The organism is Psychroserpens sp. XS_ASV72, from assembly GCF_041224425.1.
Taxonomy (GTDB): Bacteria; Bacteroidota; Bacteroidia; order Flavobacteriales; family Flavobacteriaceae; genus Psychroserpens.
In genome coordinates this window covers 179,014-194,644 of record NZ_JBGFGL010000067.1, presented here as the reverse complement: position 1 = coordinate 194,644, position 15,631 = coordinate 179,014, and the positions used below count along the sequence as shown (strand labels likewise).

Sequence of the window (15,631 nt, the reverse complement as noted above, 5' to 3'; positions counted from 1 at the left end):
TTCTCTGTGTTTGTGGTAATTTTAAGAGCCGATAGAGGGACTCGAACCCACGACCTGCTGATTACAAATCAGCTGCTCTAGCCAGCTGAGCTATATCGGCTTTTATACCACTTTTTTCTTACAAAAAAAGCCCGCTATTTCTAACGGACTGCAAATGTAAAGATTTATTTATTTATTCAAAACATTTTTTGAAAAATTTTACTACATATAAGCTCTTAATTTTTGTTTTCGCTTTTTCAACTGTCTTTCTAATGAAGAAACAGCCATATCTGTTCCTTCTTCAAATGTTTTGCATTGTTTCTTTACCACAAAACTATCGCCTGGAACATTTACTCTGGCTTCAAATATTTTATTTTCTTTTCCACTAGTATTTTCAACCTTCAAATACACATCAGAATCAATGACCTTATCATAAAATAAATCCAATTTATCCATACGCTTCTGTATGAAGGCAATTAATTTTCTGTCTGCATTGAAATTTACGGATTGAGTGTTTACTTTCATATTCAATCTTTTTTGGTTAGACAATTATTTTTTACTTCTTGGGTGCGCATTAGCATAAACTTTTTTTAGTTCTGCTATACTATTATGTGTATAAACTTGGGTAGCTGCCAAACTTGAATGCCCAAGAAGTTCTTTTACAGCATTAAGGTTAGCACCTTGGTTTAAAAGGTGCGTAGCAAACGAGTGCCTAATAATATGAGGACTGCGTTTAACCTTAGTCGATACTTTACTAAAGTAATCATTTATAATTCTGTAGACAAGCGTTTCATAAATTTTAACCCCTTTTTTGGTTAAGAACAAATGTGATTTATCTTCAATAACCTCTAGGTCATTTCTAACTTTTGTATAAGCTTCAACACTTTCAGCGACCGATGGTATTAATGGAATAAATCGTTCTTTATTTCGCTTTCCTGTAACCTTTAACATTTTATTGGCAAGATCAACGTCCTCTAGCTTTAATTGCACAAGTTCTATTCGTCGGATTCCAGTAGCATAAAAAAGTTCAATTATCAAACGGTTTCTTAATTCTTCAAAACCTTTAGCGTCATTTAGTTCTTTCATAACCGAATCCATTTCAGTTTGGGAAAATGGAACCTGTACCTTTTTTGCGGTTTTTAAAGCTTTATGTTTAGCAAGAGGATTCACTTCTATCTGTTCTGTTTTCAGAAGAAATTTATAATAGGTATTTAACGAAGATATTTTTCTGTTGATACTGCGGTTTGTAATACCATTATCTACCAGCTCAACAATCCAACTTCTTATTTGTGGATAATTTACCTTTATAATTGAATTGGAATCGAAACGATCTGTTACAAATACTGAAAAGTCTTCAATATCATTATGATAAGCTTGTAACGTTAATTTGGAGTAGTTTTTTTCTAACAATAAATAATTTGTAAAAGCTTTTAGCGACATATATCCCACGAATTGATATTCAATTTAAAAATACGAAGTTTAAATTCAAAACAAATAGACATAAAAAAATCCCATTATTGCTAATGGGATTTTGTATTCTTATCTTCGAGATTATACGTTTTCTTGATCTCTTAAGCCTTGAACATACTGTGCTTTTTGCAATTGTGCTCTACGCTCAACAGAAGGTTTTGTGAACTGCTTACGTGCATTTAGCTCGCGCTTAGTACCTGTTCTGTCAAACTTTCTCTTGTAGCGCTTTAAAGCTCTATCTATATTTTCTCCTTCTTTAACTGGTATCTTTAACATAGTGTCTTAACCTCCTCTCTTTTAGAATTTCAGGCTGCAAATATAGAAAGGAATTTAAAATTTCAAAATAAAAAAATCACTTTTTAAAAATAGCTTATTGTTTGAATAACGAAGCACGTTTGCTCAAGTCTTTTATTAACTGTTCATCTTCTTCACTTTCCAATAGAATATTGTAACTGCTCCAAAAGGATTTATCATAAGGTTTCGATGAAAACATATCAGGATCCCAAGGGGAAGATTCCAACGCTTGAGCAATAATGTCATTATCTAATATGACTTCAGAAAACAAAATCTCCTGAACCGTATAATAAAAACGCTCTTCTTTGTTGTACTTAGCTTTTTCCTCTTCTGACAGTTTTTCATCGGTTTTTAATCCGACATTCACCAATTTTGGCGTTTCGTAGTAGATATAACTTGGGTACATCTTATCGTTATACTCCATATAAGTCATAACTAGTTTATGATTGGTTTGTGTTCCAAAAAGTGTTTTGCTTCTAATTTTTTGAGCATTAGAAGCAGCAACCAATTCATACTCGATTTTTTTGATGGCGTAATTATCCCAATAAATATACACCCAACCTTGAGCCTTATAACCTTCGTTAAAAATACCTTCTGTATCAAGACCTACAAAATCCTGGCTATCTGAAATTTGGATTTTATAGATTTTACGATCGTTATCTACCAGAACTGTATCAAGTTTGAATTGGTGGCTATCTAGTATATCTTCTCCAAATAAAGCATTTGAAGTGTTTGAATTGCGTAGTAAATTCAATTTACCTTTGAATAAATTTTCAAGTCCGTTAACTCGTGTATCGTTCCATTTAATTGCTTTGATAAGTGATGCCGTTTCAATCGTATCCCTTTTTAGATTTTCGGCCTTTAAGCCTTTTAAATTTTCGTAGCGTTTCAAATAGGAAGAATATGAAAAAAGACTATCAATATCTCTTAAGTCATAACTTTTTCGAACTTGATCTACATTGATTTTCAGATGCTCATCAGATGTTACCGAATAGCCTGAATCATAAACTGTGATCGCACTTTCAATAAGCCATTTGAATTCTTTTGCATTGCGCTCCTTATGCCTTAAAAAGCCTTTTTGGAGATACGCCGAATCTGGTAAATTTTGAGATAATTTTTCAAGTGCTTTCAGCATGATCTCGTTTCCAGTGGTTGGTCGCGTTTCAGCTACCAATACAATTTCATCTAAAGCTGCAATATCTTCTTCCAGATAAATTTCTTGTGTGTTATCAAATTCATTGACAGTTGACTTAAAGCTTTTGTAACCTATTGATGAAATGACAAGTGTGTCATTAGCAAACTCTTCAGGTACCTGAAGTACAAACTTGCCATCTTGATTGGTCACCGTTCCAATCGTTGTATTTTTAACGTAAACGCTCGCGCTTTCGAGTGGCATTAAAGTTGTAAAGTCTACAACTTTATTCTTCAACTCAATTTGCGCAGAAAGCGTACAACTAATTGAAAATAATGCAATAAGTAAACTAAGTTTCAATAAAGTTGCTCTCATATTGAGTTGTTTTGGTCTAGCAATTATGTAGCAGGTTTATAATCTTTTTTATCGATAACCATTTTGGCAATGATTTCACGTAATATTTCCGAAGTACCTCCTCCAATAGGTCCAAGTCTACTATCGCGAAGCATTCTAGCTAAAGGATATTCTTCCATATATCCATAACCTCCTAAAAATTGCAAGCAATCATAAATAACCTCATCAGCCATTTTAGTGGATTGCAATTTAGACATTGTCGCTTCCTTAACCACGTATTGTCCGTCATTAAGTCGTTTTGCAACCGAATAATTGAACTCCTTGCAGATTTCCATTTCGGTATAGCGATCCGCTATTCTATGTCTCAACGCTTGAAAACGGTCTATTGATTTTCCGAAGGCTTCACGCTCGCTCATATATTTTAAAGTATACTCTAAAGCATGTTCAGCCCTAGCATGTGCATTGATACCCATAATCAATCGTTCCAATGAAAAATGTTGCATGATATACGGAAAGCCTTTATTCTCCTCACCCATCAAATTTGAAGCAGGAATGACAACATTATCAAAAGCAATCTCTCCAGTATCTGAAGCACGCCAACCCAATTTATCGAGTTTCGTTGCAGAAACGCCAGGTGTCTCTCTATCAATCATAAAAATACTGATGCCTTTATTTCCCAATTCTGGATTTGTTTTAGCCGCTACTACAAGATAATCACTATAAACACCATTAGTAATAAAAGTCTTGGAACCATTGATGACATAGGTGTCACCTTCTTTAACAGCTGTTGTTCGCATACCAGCTACATCACTTCCTCCAAAAGGTTCCGTAATACAAAGGCAACCTATTTTATCACCTGTAATACTTGGTGTTAAATATTTTTCCTTAAGCTCATGGCTTCCTTCTTTATTGACGTGTGTCATGGCCAAATAAACATGCGCCCAAATGGCCGCTGCAAATCCGCCAGAATTGATTTTTTGAAGTTCTTCCAGTAAAATGACTGTATAAAAAAGATCGAGATCCATTCCACCATACTGTTCAGGATAGGCAATTCCAAAGAAACCCATCTCGCCAAATTTCTTCCAAATAAAACGTTCGATGTGTCCTGTCTCTTCCCATTTTTCAATATGAGGAACCACTTCCTTTTGAAGAAAATCCTGTAAACTCTGTCTAAACATTTGATGTTCTTCGGTGAAGTACATGCTATTCATAAGTGCAATTTTTTATCTGAATTAGAGGGTCAAATATAACTTAATTATCTCAATTTTTTTGATGGGAAAGTCTTTAACTTTTGTTAATTCATCCAAGGATTTAAAGCCTTCCCTAAGCGTACGCTCTTGCAGTATGTAGTTTGCTATTTCGTAATCGATATGCTGAATCGTAACGAGTTCTTCTATAGTTGCTGAATTAAGAGAAATCTTTGAAACCTCTTTTGGGGTCTTGACCACAAAATCATTATTTATGCGTTGAATGACTTCTTCCGACAACCCGTATACATCTTGTAATTGAACCTCTGAAGTAAACCGACCTCCAAGCTTTGCTCTGTAAGCCACTATGCGTTCCGATAGTTTTTCTCCTATTCCATTCACACGTTTTAGTTGCGATGCTGTGGCTAGATTTAAATCGATTTTTTGATCATAGGTCTTAGGCGTATTGGAATCGTAGCTATAAGTTTTAGGTTTAGGATTGGTAATCCATTCTGGAAACTTAAAATAGGGAGATAATTCATCCAGTAATTCATCTGACACCAAAGTCACTTTTTGAAAATCTTCAGCAGAATTGATCCATTTGTTTTGTTTCCGAAAGGCTAACAATCGGTCGATTTCCTCATTTGACATACCAAGTGTATAACCTTTATAATCTGTTATAAAATTCGGATTGAAAGGATAGATTTTAGGTGTGCTCTCTTCTATTTTGACTGCCTTCAGAGAATCAATTTCAGCTTGAAAAAAGGCGATTTCTTGAGCATCGATTTTAGTATCTTCTGAAGGAACATCTATAAACACATAAACACACTGAAGAGCAACAATAAGTAGTAGCAAAAACAAAATCCCACTGCGCTGTTGTTTGGTAAACGTCAAGTGGGATTTAAAATCTTTCATAAATTCTTATCTTATACTATAGATGATCGTTCAAATCTTCTGCGCCTTCATCGATAGCGTCTTCTTTTACCGCAATAGCTTTGTAGTATCTTTTCAATTCCTTGTTAATGATTGGCGATAGTAAAATAACACCAATAATATTAGGTACGACCATGGCAAATATCATGGCATCAGAGAAATTAATCACAGCACCTAGACTTATCGAAGCTCCTACAACCACAAAAAACAGAAATAGGATTTTATAGACCATATCAGATGTTTTTCCTCTTCCGAAAAGGAACACCCAACCTTGCATTCCATAATACGACCAAGAAATCATAGTTGAAAAAGCAAATAAGATAACGGCTATAGTAAGAATTATTGAGAAATGCGGAATTACAGAATCAAATGCTTGAGCTGTAATTTCAACACCTTCTGTAATTTGTACACCATATTCCATGAAAGCACCATCAAAATTGGTAATTACAATCACTAATGCCGTCATAGTACAAATAACAACGGTATCAACAAATGGTTCTAATAAGGCTACAATACCTTCACTAGCTGGATATTTTGTTCGAACTGCTGAGTGTGCAATAGCAGCAGAACCAACACCAGCTTCATTTGAAAAGGCACCACGACGAATACCCTGTATCATCACACCAACAAGACCACCAGCAATTCCCAATCCGGAAAAAGCACCTTCAAAAATCAGAGCAAACGCATCATCAATTAAGGTAAAGTTAGCGCCAAGAATAATTAAAGCAGCAAGCACATAAATTCCAGCCATAAATGGCACAACCTTTTCAGTGACTTTAGCAATACGTTTAATACCACCAATAATAACAATCGCTACAAGAATAGCCATTACGATTCCGAAATACAGTCCGGCGTTACCACCTTCTAAATCAAAAAGCTTAATAAATTGAGCTGCTGCTTGATTGGCTTGGAACATATTTCCACCGCCAAATGAGCCTCCAATAACAAAAATGGCAAACAAGACCGCTAATACTTTTCCGAAGCCTCCCATTCCTTTTGATTTAAGACCTTTTGTGAGATAATACATTGGACCACCATAAACGGTTCCATCCTCTCCCACATCACGATATTTAACACCCAAAGTACATTCAGCAAATTTGGAAGCCATACCCAAAAGGCCAGCTACAATCATCCAGAACGTTGCTCCTGGTCCTCCAATAGATAAAGCAACCGCAACTCCTGCGATATTCCCTAAACCAACGGTAGCAGACAAAGCAGCCGTTAGCGCTTGGAAATGCGATACTTCACCATCGGCACTTTCATCTCTTATAGTTTCAATGATATCTTCTGTTTCATTTGGAGTTTGATCTCCATACAAAGTATCTGCTCCATGTTTTTCAATGTCTTCATATTGACCTCTAACCACTTTAATGGCAGTTCTAAATCCTGTAACATTGATAAATCTGAAATAAATGGTAAAAAACAGGGCACCACCAATAAGTACAATTAACACCCAAGGAATTTGATAATCTTCCGAAAACGGAATTTCATAAAATATGGCATCAACAAACCAACCTGTATAGTCAGTGAAAACCTCATCAATTTTTTCAGAAGTAGTTTGCTGCGCAAATGTGATTATAGGTAGGATTACAGCAAAAAATGACAGAAGATATTTCTTCATATTCGAAATTTTAAATTAGTTAGCATTTTATAAGAGTTACAAGATGCTAAAAAAAAATGAGTTTATAAAACATCGCTAGTTAAAATGGATTCTTAGGCTACCTAATATCGTATAGGGAGTTCAACTTTTCAATCTGTTCCGGTCGTCCCAATACAATGATTTTAGAGCCTTCAATTAAATCGGTGTCAGCTTCTGGATTCACTAAATATTCGCCCTTTCCATCTTTAAAACCAATCACTGTACAACCCGTTTTGCGACGTAAATCCAAATCTTTAATAGTCTTTACCTGTGAGGTATCGTAAAGTTGATCTACCAAAACCTCCTCGATATTGATATTACGTTCACCAACAATACCAAGGTTGTCAATAAACTCTACCAAATCTGGAACCACTACCAAAGACGCCATATGGTCACCACCAATGCGGTCTGGCAAGATAACATTGTTCGCTCCAGCTAATTTTAATTTTTCATAAGAAGTTTCCTGCGAAGCTCTACTGATGATGTTCATATTTTTATTGATTTGCCTTGCAGACAATACTACAAAGAGGTTGTCGGCATCATTTGGCAAAGCACAAATTAAGGTATTTGCTCGTTCAATTCCAGCTCTTATCAAAATGTCATCTTCATTGGCATTTCCTAAAATAAAAGGCAGGTTATCATCTTGATTTCGCTCAATGACTTCCTTGTTCTTTTCTATTATTACAAATGGTTTTTTATATGTGACCAATTTAGCTGCAGCCTGTTTACCATTACGCCCATAACCACAAATAATGATATGGTTTTTAAGGTTATCAATCTTTTTTTGCATCTTTTTTTGTTTTAAGACGTTTAAATCATTTTTACTTAAAATATATTCTGTAATGACCGTTATGGCGTAACCCAAAATCACTACACTGGCCAATATTAAACATATGGTAAAAATTTTAGCACTATCATCTAAGGGTTGAACTTCCTTAAAGCCAACGGTTGTTATGGTAATGACAGTCATATAGAATGCATCTACCAGCGAATAATTTGCCGTAACCATAAACCCTATCACACCAACTAAAATCAATAAGACCAACAGAAATACTGCGGTGTAAATTTTAGTTCTAAAAAGTTTAATTACAGGATTATTCATTATTATAGGTCAAATACAGAAGATCGTTTGGTATAAACTAGGTCTTTGATTCGCATCCAAAACGCAATAAAAAGGTAGAGTGCAAATCCGAAACCAAAGGTAACAAAGGTTAAGTACATGAAGGATGTTCTTACCACTTTTGCTCTAATTCCCAAACGATCAGCAATACGTTGACAAACGTAATAGCCTCGTTTTTGGAAAAAATATAACATTTGGTAAAACAATTTCATAGTGCAATTTAATCTTTAGTTTAAACGTTTGAAAATTTTATCGATTTAAAAGCGTGTTTCCTATAGCACATTTTAAACATTGATGTTTATCACAGTATTTTGTTTTTAATTGAATCAGCGCTTGGGAATGCATAGCTGAAGTAGATATTTTCTTTATAGCATTATACTTCTTAATGATTGTATTTTCCTCAGAATTAATTTTTGATATGATCACCATTAAGTCATCTTCAATCAACTTCCCATGTTCTTTTTTATAACAAAATTGAATGGGTAAGATGGTATTTATTAGTAACAAATCGATAAAAGACTTAGTTAAGACCTTAGTTCTTGGTGGAGACAATTTAGCAAATGTGTAATGTGATTTCCAAAATTCTGAAACCTCCACTTGAAAGATATCATAAAACCCTTCAAGAGTATTAATTTCAATTATTTTCGAAAACAAATTGAACTCTTTTATATAAAGAGCAGCTAACTGCGACAAGCGTATAGTTGGAAAATTTAATGGACGTAACCTAAAAAATTGTAATGGAATAATGTTGGAATTGTTTAACTGAAATTTCTGTTTGAGAAACTTATAGGTTTCTTGAAGCTCCTTGTAATACACATTTTGATTTTCAGTTTCCAACAATCCCGCTTGTCCAAAAAACAAGGCTTCGATATCCTTTTGGTTATGCAGTTTTTGAACGATCTTAAAATCGAAACTTTTTGCCATACTAAAAAATGCATCGCCATTGACTTTGAGTCCGAAATTCTTTGCTAACATCATAAACAAAACAGCTTCCCAATTCTTATTTGTTGCTTTTAGTGACGTTTTGATGTGTTTCGCCTTTTGTTCCAAACGTTCAAAGTACAAACGTTCCAACCAATGTTTTAGAACAAAATCATCAACAGAAGCAAAATCAGTTTCACAAAGGATCCATGATTTAGTTCTAGCAAATAACCGTTGGTAATTAAGGTAAACATTTTTATGAATGTAAGGTTTTAAGACTAATGTTGGAATTATAGACCCATCTTTCCTGAAAACATCTGCATCGTGTTCGTAAACCACATGCAAAATCACATTATCATAAGTATCATCATGATCATGACGATGAGCATACCAATCACTGGACTTGATATGAATTTCTACATTGCCAGCCCAAAGTTGATTGTCAATACGAAGTTTAGCATTGAAAAAATCAGGACCAGAATTTTCATTGTATGTTCCTACAGATACTACTCGCAGTGATTGAAACTGTGCCGTTTGAAGGTGCAACAGTTCAAACTTTTTGAATCCCCAAACATAGTGTAGAAAATTTTCTCTCATTCAACGAAAATAAGATATTTTTCAACACTACAAAATATCGGATAATCAATTAGTTGACAACAAACTTAGAGGATTGATAGCCATAATAGGTGTTTAAAACCAGATAATATTGACCTGAGGCTAGATACGAACTATTCCATGAAAAGTGATGCTCGCCTTTATTTTTTCTACCTTCATATATGGTCTCTAATCTTTGACCATTCACATTGTATACACTCAACTCACAATATGTGTTGGTTACAAGGTCAAGTTTAATTTCAGTATGGTCGTCAATAACATTTGAGGGCAAAAAGGTAATTGTATGGCCTTTGGGTTTAGGAATCTCAAATTCTTCAATACTTAAAAGCGATGGATCAACGTATTTGTAAACATTAACACCTGAAGTATACATTAAAGTATCATTTATTCGCTGAAACCTATTAAAGCTAGAGCCAATATTTGATTGATATTCCCAATTTGCACCTTGATTTTCAGTTTCAAAAAAGAAGGTATTAAATCCACCAACCCAACCCACTTGTTCGTTTAGAAATCCGACACCTTGGATCGTTCCTGAAACTGGTGCAGCAGTTACTGAATGAAGTTGCCATGTTTGTCCACCATCTGTAGATTTAAAATATTCTGGCGTTGTTGTAAATGCCTCAACTGAAGCATAGAGTACATTATCATTAAGTTCTTGTATCTTCCAAGCGCGTTGATTAATGTCATTACCAGTGGCTAAAGTTGCCCAAGAATCTCCACCATTTGTTGTACCAATAATAATCGCTCTCAAACCTGTGCCTTGAGCACTTTGACCTACTGCAAATCCGATGTTTTGATCTTTAAAAAAGACATCGACAATACCATTACATAAAGATAGCATATTTGTATAGGTCCACGTTTCACCTTGGTCTGTAGATTTCATTATGTAACCAGAACCATAAAAGACTCCAGTAATAAAGATTGTATTTTCATCAACCATATGCATACCACAAATACCAGGAACATTTACAGGTAATGAAGCACTAATATCTACCCAAGTGTCACCTCCATTGGTAGTTTTAAAAAGTGATGCTGAAGGGTTTCCATTAGAGAGACTTCCGGCAAATCCAATCTGCTCATTAAAAAATTCTACACTTCTAAAATAGTAATCAGAATCATAAAATTGTTGGGTCCAGTTAAGTCCGCCATCAGTAGTTTTCAATATCTGACCACCACCATCGACTACCCAACCAATTTCAGTATCTATAAATTGCATGTCTTCAAAACGCCAACTTAATGTGGATGCGTTTAAAGTTTGCCAAGATTGTGCTATACCAGCAAAAGACATTATTACAAATGGGACTGTAATTAGAAACTTATTTAAAGTATTCATCTATAAAGATTTATTTTGCACAAAATAAAATCCCATACTTCAATGAAATAGTAAAAAAGCGAAATTTAGGAAGGGATGCGAAGATTTAAAATATCACCATTGGGATTGATAGCATTTAAAAAAGAGGTCGGACACATCCCTGTAAAATATTTAAAGTCCTTGATAAAATGTGTTTGATCAAAATAATTAAAACCTAGAGCTAACTGAGTTAGTGACTCATCATTTCGTTTTACCATATGATCTATGGCTGCATTGATTCTTAATGTTCTTAGAAACAACTTTGGGGAAATTCCTATTTCAGATTTAAACCGTTGCTGCAAACGCCGTTTTCCGATGCCCTTACTTTCAACGTTGTTAGAATTTTCTTCAGAAAGAAGATATTGTTGAACCGATCTATCATTATCAATAGAATTTAAGTAGGGATTGAGGAAGCTTTCAATAACTTCTATTTTTCCTTTAACTGAAATGGTATTATAAATTCTCTCGTGAAGCGTATTGATTTGTGGTATTTCCAACAGATTTAAATCCAAACAATTATCGGTGACATAGTGCATATCCAAGTTCCAAATTTGGCTTACAGACCATGGATAAAATTTAACTCCGAAAATATCCAATCCTTTTCTTGGCAAGGTTAGATCTAAATGTTGCTTAATTTGTCCGAATACGTGGGATTGACCTGTTTTATGATTATTCTCCACATTAGGAAAATCACATTGCCAAGGTTCACCCAAATGAAATACCCAATCGACATAAGCATCAGGAACAAACCTATACTTCGTTTCCGAACTTTCACCATCTGAAGATTTCAAAGTCCAGTAATAGGCAATAATATGCTTATAGCGTTTTGAAGATTGGTATTTTTTAAATAGCATTCTGACAATTAGTGTTTTACGAATATAAAAAATCCTGAGCACAAACTCAGGATCCCAAATTTTTATATGATTTCAGTAGCTGTTTTAATCAATGTAGCCCATTTTTTTCATCCAATCGTTATTGAACATTTTACCTACATAACGACTCCCATGATCATGAAACAGGACGACTACAACATCATCTTTTTTGAAATGTTCTTTTAACTGCAATACGCCTTTAATAGCTGCACCAGCCGAATTTCCTAAAAACATGCCTTCTTCCTTCGCTAATAATTGGGTATACACAGCAGCATCCTTATCGGTTACCTTTGTAAAACCATCGATAATTGAAAAGTCAACATTTTCTGGAAGAATATCTTCACCAATACCTTCGGTAACATAAGGATAAATTTCATTTTCATCAAAGATGCCAGTTTCATGATATTTTTTGAATACGCTACCGTAAGTATCAACACCCCAAACCTTGATATTCGGATTTTGCTCCTTTAAATATTTACCAACACCTGAAATGGTTCCACCAGTACCAACACCAACCACAAAGTGCGTCACTTTACCATCGGTTTGTTTCCAAATCTCTGGACCTGTACTTTCGTAATGCGCTTTGGCGTTACTCGGATTGTCATATTGATTCACATACCATGAGTTAGGAGTTTCCTCTCCTAATCGCTTGGACACCGAATAATAACTCCTTGGATCTGTTGGCTCTACATCTGTTGGGCAAACCACAACCTCAGCTCCTACAGCTCTAAGGATATCCATTTTTTCTTTGGATTGCTTATCGCTAATTACAAATATGCATTTGTAGCCTTTTACGATAGCAGCCAATGCCAATCCCATTCCTGTGTTTCCAGAAGTTCCTTCAATAATGGTTCCTCCAGGTTTCAATCGACCGTCGGCTTCAGCATCTTCAATCATTTTGAGAGCCATACGATCCTTTACCGAGTTTCCAGGATTAAAGGTTTCGTATTTGGATAACACCAAGCAAGGTAATTCAACGGTTAACTTATTGATTTTTACCAATGGTGTGTTACCAATGGTTTCTAAAATATTTTCTGCGTATTCCATTCGTTATGATTTGCGATGCAAATTTAAGGTAAATGTGGAAAGTTGAAAGTAAAAGTAGATTTGTTTTAAACCCTAACCTCAAATAACAGCTCGCGTTAAGGGTTGAGGCATTGTTGGAGCTCTTTTACAAATAAAGTTGTAAAAAGCGACTGCCGAAAACCTGACACTGCAAAGCTTTAGCTTGGTAGTGGAACGCCCAAAACAAAAGACTATTCAAAACGCATCGCCTTTACTGGAGAAATCTTGGTAATAATAATGGAAGGAATCAACAGCATGAGCATACAGGCAATAAAAGTTCCGATGTTGAGCAATAAAATATAGTCTAAGCTTATATGCACTGGAATAATCGACACATAATATTGTTCTGGGTCTGGAAATTTTAAGAGGCCGAAATACTTTTGAGCAAACAACAATGCCAATCCGATGAGATTGCCCCAAACCAAACCAAGACCAACAAGGTAGGTTGCATTGTAAAGAAAAATCTTCCTAATGCTCCAATTGGAACTTCCCAAAGCTTTTAAGATACCAATCATTTGTGTGCGTTCTAAAATAAGGACCAAAAGTGCCGTGATCATATTGATGCCAGCGACGATGATCATAATGGCAATGATTCCATAGGTGTTGTTATCAAAAATTTTAATCCATTCAAAGGTTGTATAATATTTTTCCTCTATGGTTTGTGTATCGAGGTTAGAAGGTGTAGCCGCTCGAATTTTGGCGTCCATAGTTTGCAACTGTTTGTAATCGTTAATAAACACTTCGAAATTACCTATTTGGTTTTGTTCCCATCGGTTCATTCGCTGCACATGTCTGATATCACCAATAAGAAAGGTTTCGTCTATTTCTTGAAATCCGGAATTGAAAATCCCAACGATGTTGAACTGACGAATAAAAGGCAAATCATCAATAGTTTCCTTTGCGAAAACCATCTGAAAGCTATCACCAACCTGAAACTGTAATCGGTTCGCCAAATAGCTAGAAATCATGACCTCATTGTTTAGGGCATTAGAGTAATCTGGCAAAGCACCTTCTACCAAAAATTCGTTGAGATAGGTCCAATCATAATCTTCTCCAACACCTTTGAGGACAATGCCTTCAAAATCGGTTTCCGTTCGTATGACACCAAACTTAGTTGCCACAGCTTGAATGTGTTGTACACCTTCAATTGTATTGAAATTTGGATAGAATTCCTGTTCAGTGGAAATTGGCGACAAAGATTCGTTGGAGATATTGCTATCGTAATTGTTTATGGTAAGGTGACCATTGAAAGCCACCACTTTTTCGCGTACCTTTTTTTGAAGTCCAATACCTGTAGCAATCGCAATGAGCATCACTATAATTCCAATAGCAATAGCAGTAATTCCAATTTTTATAATTGGTGCTGAAACACTACTTTTATACGCTTTACTACCAATAATGCGTTTTGCTATAAAGAACTCGTAATTCAAAATTAATATATGCGTTTTTCAATGTTCAAAAATACTGTTTTATTCCCGATAGTTGTTGGGATTGTTTTATTAATTTCTTGTGGAAACGAGAGGAAGCATGGAGACACAACACCAAAAGATAATTCGACTTATATTGATGAGACCCTGAAACAAGTTCAGGGTGACGCAAATATAATTGTTGGTGCCAATCGAACATCGGCATATGTACCTTTATTGAAAAATAAAAATATTGGGATTGTTGCTAATCAGACTTCGGTTATTTTAAATACTGATGGTTATACGCATCTTGTCGATTCATTATTGGCATTAGATATTAGCATCAAAAAGGTATTTGCTCCAGAACACGGTTTTAGAGGCATGGCTGATGCAGGTGAAATGGTTAAAGATGGTGTTGACAGCAAGACCAATTTACCAATTGTTTCCTTATATGGAAGCAATAAAAAACCCTCAAAAGCACAATTAACTGATTTGGATCTTATCATATTTGACATTCAAGATGTTGGTGCACGTTTTTATACCTACATCTCCACGCTACATTACGTCATGGAAGCCTGTGCCGAATCTAATATTCCTCTTATTGTTTTTGATAGACCTAATCCGAATGGACATTATATTGATGGGCCAATTTTAGAAATGGAACATCAAAGTTTTGTAGGTATGCATCCTATTCCTGTAGTTCACGGTATGACGATTGGTGAATATGCCAAAATGATCAATGGTGAAGCTTGGCTGAAGGATGGTGTACAATGTAATTTAACCATTATTGAAATGGAGCATTATGCACATAATAAGTCTTACAGTTTGCCGATTAAACCATCTCCGAACCTTCCAAATGATATCGCAATAAATTTATATCCAAGTTTATGTTTTTTTGAAGGCACTAATGTCAGTGCTGGCCGCGGAACATCTGGTCAATTTCAAGTTTATGGAAGTCCGTTCTTAGACAAAGACAAATACGCTTTTAAGTTCATTCCTCAGCCAAATGAAGGTGCCAAATATCCAAAACACAAAGGTGAATTATGTTATGGCGAGGATTTAAGAGACACTAAGCCATTTAAGGCTATACATTTAGATTATCTTATTAATGCCTATAAGAACTCGGTAGGCAAACAGCCTTTTTTCAATGATTTTTTTGTCAAATTAGCTGGCACCAAACAATTACAGACACAAATAGAAAGTGGATTATCATCAGAAGATATAAAGCAATCTTGGGAAGCTGGACTATCAGAATTCAAAGATAGAAGAGCCACTTATCTTATCTATGATTAG

At 35.0% G+C, this 15,631-nt stretch carries 15 protein-coding genes and 1 tRNA gene; 1 reads left to right on the top strand and 15 read right to left on the bottom strand.

Going from position 1 to position 15,631, the window contains the following annotated elements:
* Nucleotides 1-26: 26 nt before the first annotated feature.
* The 15 genes from AB9K26_RS01985 to AB9K26_RS01915 all read right to left on the bottom strand — a co-directional run bounded on the left by AB9K26_RS01985 (nucleotide 27) and on the right by AB9K26_RS01915 (nucleotide 14,362).
* Nucleotides 27-100: transfer RNA gene (locus AB9K26_RS01985), tRNA-Thr, on the bottom strand.
* Between the two features lie 101 nt (nucleotides 101-201).
* A complete protein-coding gene (gene hpf / locus AB9K26_RS01980; RefSeq protein ID WP_369970858.1) occupies nucleotides 202-504 on the bottom strand; it encodes a ribosome hibernation-promoting factor, HPF/YfiA family in 303 nt (100 codons plus the stop codon).
* A 24-nt stretch (nucleotides 505-528) separates the two neighbouring features.
* The gene (locus AB9K26_RS01975) at nucleotides 529-1,419 is read right to left on the bottom strand and encodes a tyrosine-type recombinase/integrase (RefSeq protein ID WP_369970857.1); all 891 of its coding nucleotides are present in this window, start codon (nucleotides 1,417-1,419) and stop codon (nucleotides 529-531) included.
* Nucleotides 1,420-1,530: 111 nt separating this feature from the next.
* Nucleotides 1,531-1,725, bottom strand: coding sequence for a 30S ribosomal protein S21 (gene rpsU / locus AB9K26_RS01970; RefSeq protein ID WP_369970856.1), 195 nt, complete (start codon nucleotides 1,723-1,725; stop codon nucleotides 1,531-1,533).
* A gap of 94 nt (nucleotides 1,726-1,819) precedes the next feature.
* A complete protein-coding gene (locus AB9K26_RS01965; RefSeq protein ID WP_369970855.1) occupies nucleotides 1,820-3,250 on the bottom strand; it encodes a carboxypeptidase-like regulatory domain-containing protein in 1,431 nt (476 codons plus the stop codon).
* Between the two features lie 23 nt (nucleotides 3,251-3,273).
* Nucleotides 3,274-4,440: an acyl-CoA dehydrogenase family protein gene (locus AB9K26_RS01960; protein ID WP_369970854.1), complete on the bottom strand. Its 1,167-nt coding sequence runs from the start codon at nucleotides 4,438-4,440 to the stop codon at nucleotides 3,274-3,276.
* Between the two features lie 21 nt (nucleotides 4,441-4,461).
* Entirely contained in the window at nucleotides 4,462-5,331 is an 870-nt protein-coding gene (locus AB9K26_RS01955) for a ComEA family DNA-binding protein (protein ID WP_369970853.1), read from the bottom strand.
* Between the two features lie 16 nt (nucleotides 5,332-5,347).
* Complete coding sequence (locus AB9K26_RS01950) at nucleotides 5,348-6,970, bottom strand: alanine/glycine:cation symporter family protein (protein WP_369970852.1); 1,623 nt, start codon at nucleotides 6,968-6,970, stop codon at nucleotides 5,348-5,350.
* Nucleotides 6,971-7,067: 97 nt separating this feature from the next.
* The gene (locus AB9K26_RS01945; protein WP_369970851.1) at nucleotides 7,068-8,090 is read right to left on the bottom strand and encodes a TrkA family potassium uptake protein; all 1,023 of its coding nucleotides are present in this window, start codon (nucleotides 8,088-8,090) and stop codon (nucleotides 7,068-7,070) included.
* Nucleotides 8,091-8,092: 2 nt separating this feature from the next.
* The gene (locus AB9K26_RS01940; protein WP_369970850.1) at nucleotides 8,093-8,320 is read right to left on the bottom strand and encodes a PspC domain-containing protein; all 228 of its coding nucleotides are present in this window, start codon (nucleotides 8,318-8,320) and stop codon (nucleotides 8,093-8,095) included.
* 37 nt (nucleotides 8,321-8,357) lie between these two features.
* Entirely contained in the window at nucleotides 8,358-9,626 is a 1,269-nt protein-coding gene (locus AB9K26_RS01935) for a DUF2851 family protein (protein ID WP_369970849.1), read from the bottom strand.
* Nucleotides 9,627-9,675: 49 nt separating this feature from the next.
* Entirely contained in the window at nucleotides 9,676-10,977 is a 1,302-nt protein-coding gene (locus tag AB9K26_RS01930) for a WD40/YVTN/BNR-like repeat-containing protein (RefSeq protein ID WP_369970848.1), read from the bottom strand.
* Nucleotides 10,978-11,042: 65 nt separating this feature from the next.
* The gene (locus AB9K26_RS01925) at nucleotides 11,043-11,849 is read right to left on the bottom strand and encodes a DUF6597 domain-containing transcriptional factor (RefSeq protein WP_369970847.1); all 807 of its coding nucleotides are present in this window, start codon (nucleotides 11,847-11,849) and stop codon (nucleotides 11,043-11,045) included.
* Nucleotides 11,850-11,933: 84 nt separating this feature from the next.
* The gene (locus AB9K26_RS01920) at nucleotides 11,934-12,914 is read right to left on the bottom strand and encodes a PLP-dependent cysteine synthase family protein (RefSeq protein WP_369970846.1); all 981 of its coding nucleotides are present in this window, start codon (nucleotides 12,912-12,914) and stop codon (nucleotides 11,934-11,936) included.
* A gap of 209 nt (nucleotides 12,915-13,123) precedes the next feature.
* Nucleotides 13,124-14,362 (bottom strand): ABC transporter permease, encoded by a 1,239-nt coding sequence (locus AB9K26_RS01915; protein ID WP_369970845.1) that lies wholly within the window; start codon nucleotides 14,360-14,362, stop codon nucleotides 13,124-13,126.
* Between the two features lie 21 nt (nucleotides 14,363-14,383).
* On the opposite strand from AB9K26_RS01915, the gene AB9K26_RS01910 reads away from it, so the two are divergent.
* Nucleotides 14,384-15,631: an exo-beta-N-acetylmuramidase NamZ domain-containing protein gene (locus tag AB9K26_RS01910; protein ID WP_369970844.1), complete on the top strand. Its 1,248-nt coding sequence runs from the start codon at nucleotides 14,384-14,386 to the stop codon at nucleotides 15,629-15,631.

Bases quoted from the DNA above. Each gene is read 5' to 3' on its own strand.
- hpf (WP_369970858.1), bottom strand. From the start codon at position 504: ATGAAAGTAAACACTCAATCCGTAAATTTCAATGCAGACAGAAAATTA.
- AB9K26_RS01975 (WP_369970857.1), bottom strand. From the start codon at position 1,419: ATGTCGCTAAAAGCTTTTACAAATTATTTATTGTTAGAAAAAAACTAC.
- rpsU (WP_369970856.1), bottom strand. From the start codon at position 1,725: ATGTTAAAGATACCAGTTAAAGAAGGAGAAAATATAGATAGAGCTTTA.
- AB9K26_RS01965 (WP_369970855.1), bottom strand. From the start codon at position 3,250: ATGAGAGCAACTTTATTGAAACTTAGTTTACTTATTGCATTATTTTCA.
- AB9K26_RS01960 (WP_369970854.1), bottom strand. From the start codon at position 4,440: ATGAATAGCATGTACTTCACCGAAGAACATCAAATGTTTAGACAGAGT.
- AB9K26_RS01955 (WP_369970853.1), bottom strand. From the start codon at position 5,331: ATGAAAGATTTTAAATCCCACTTGACGTTTACCAAACAACAGCGCAGT.
- AB9K26_RS01950 (WP_369970852.1), bottom strand. From the start codon at position 6,970: ATGAAGAAATATCTTCTGTCATTTTTTGCTGTAATCCTACCTATAATC.
- AB9K26_RS01945 (WP_369970851.1), bottom strand. From the start codon at position 8,090: ATGAATAATCCTGTAATTAAACTTTTTAGAACTAAAATTTACACCGCA.
- AB9K26_RS01940 (WP_369970850.1), bottom strand. From the start codon at position 8,320: ATGAAATTGTTTTACCAAATGTTATATTTTTTCCAAAAACGAGGCTAT.
- AB9K26_RS01935 (WP_369970849.1), bottom strand. From the start codon at position 9,626: ATGAGAGAAAATTTTCTACACTATGTTTGGGGATTCAAAAAGTTTGAA.
- AB9K26_RS01930 (WP_369970848.1), bottom strand. From the start codon at position 10,977: ATGAATACTTTAAATAAGTTTCTAATTACAGTCCCATTTGTAATAATG.
- AB9K26_RS01925 (WP_369970847.1), bottom strand. From the start codon at position 11,849: ATGCTATTTAAAAAATACCAATCTTCAAAACGCTATAAGCATATTATT.
- AB9K26_RS01920 (WP_369970846.1), bottom strand. From the start codon at position 12,914: ATGGAATACGCAGAAAATATTTTAGAAACCATTGGTAACACACCATTG.
- AB9K26_RS01910 (WP_369970844.1), top strand. From the start codon at position 14,384: ATGTTCAAAAATACTGTTTTATTCCCGATAGTTGTTGGGATTGTTTTA.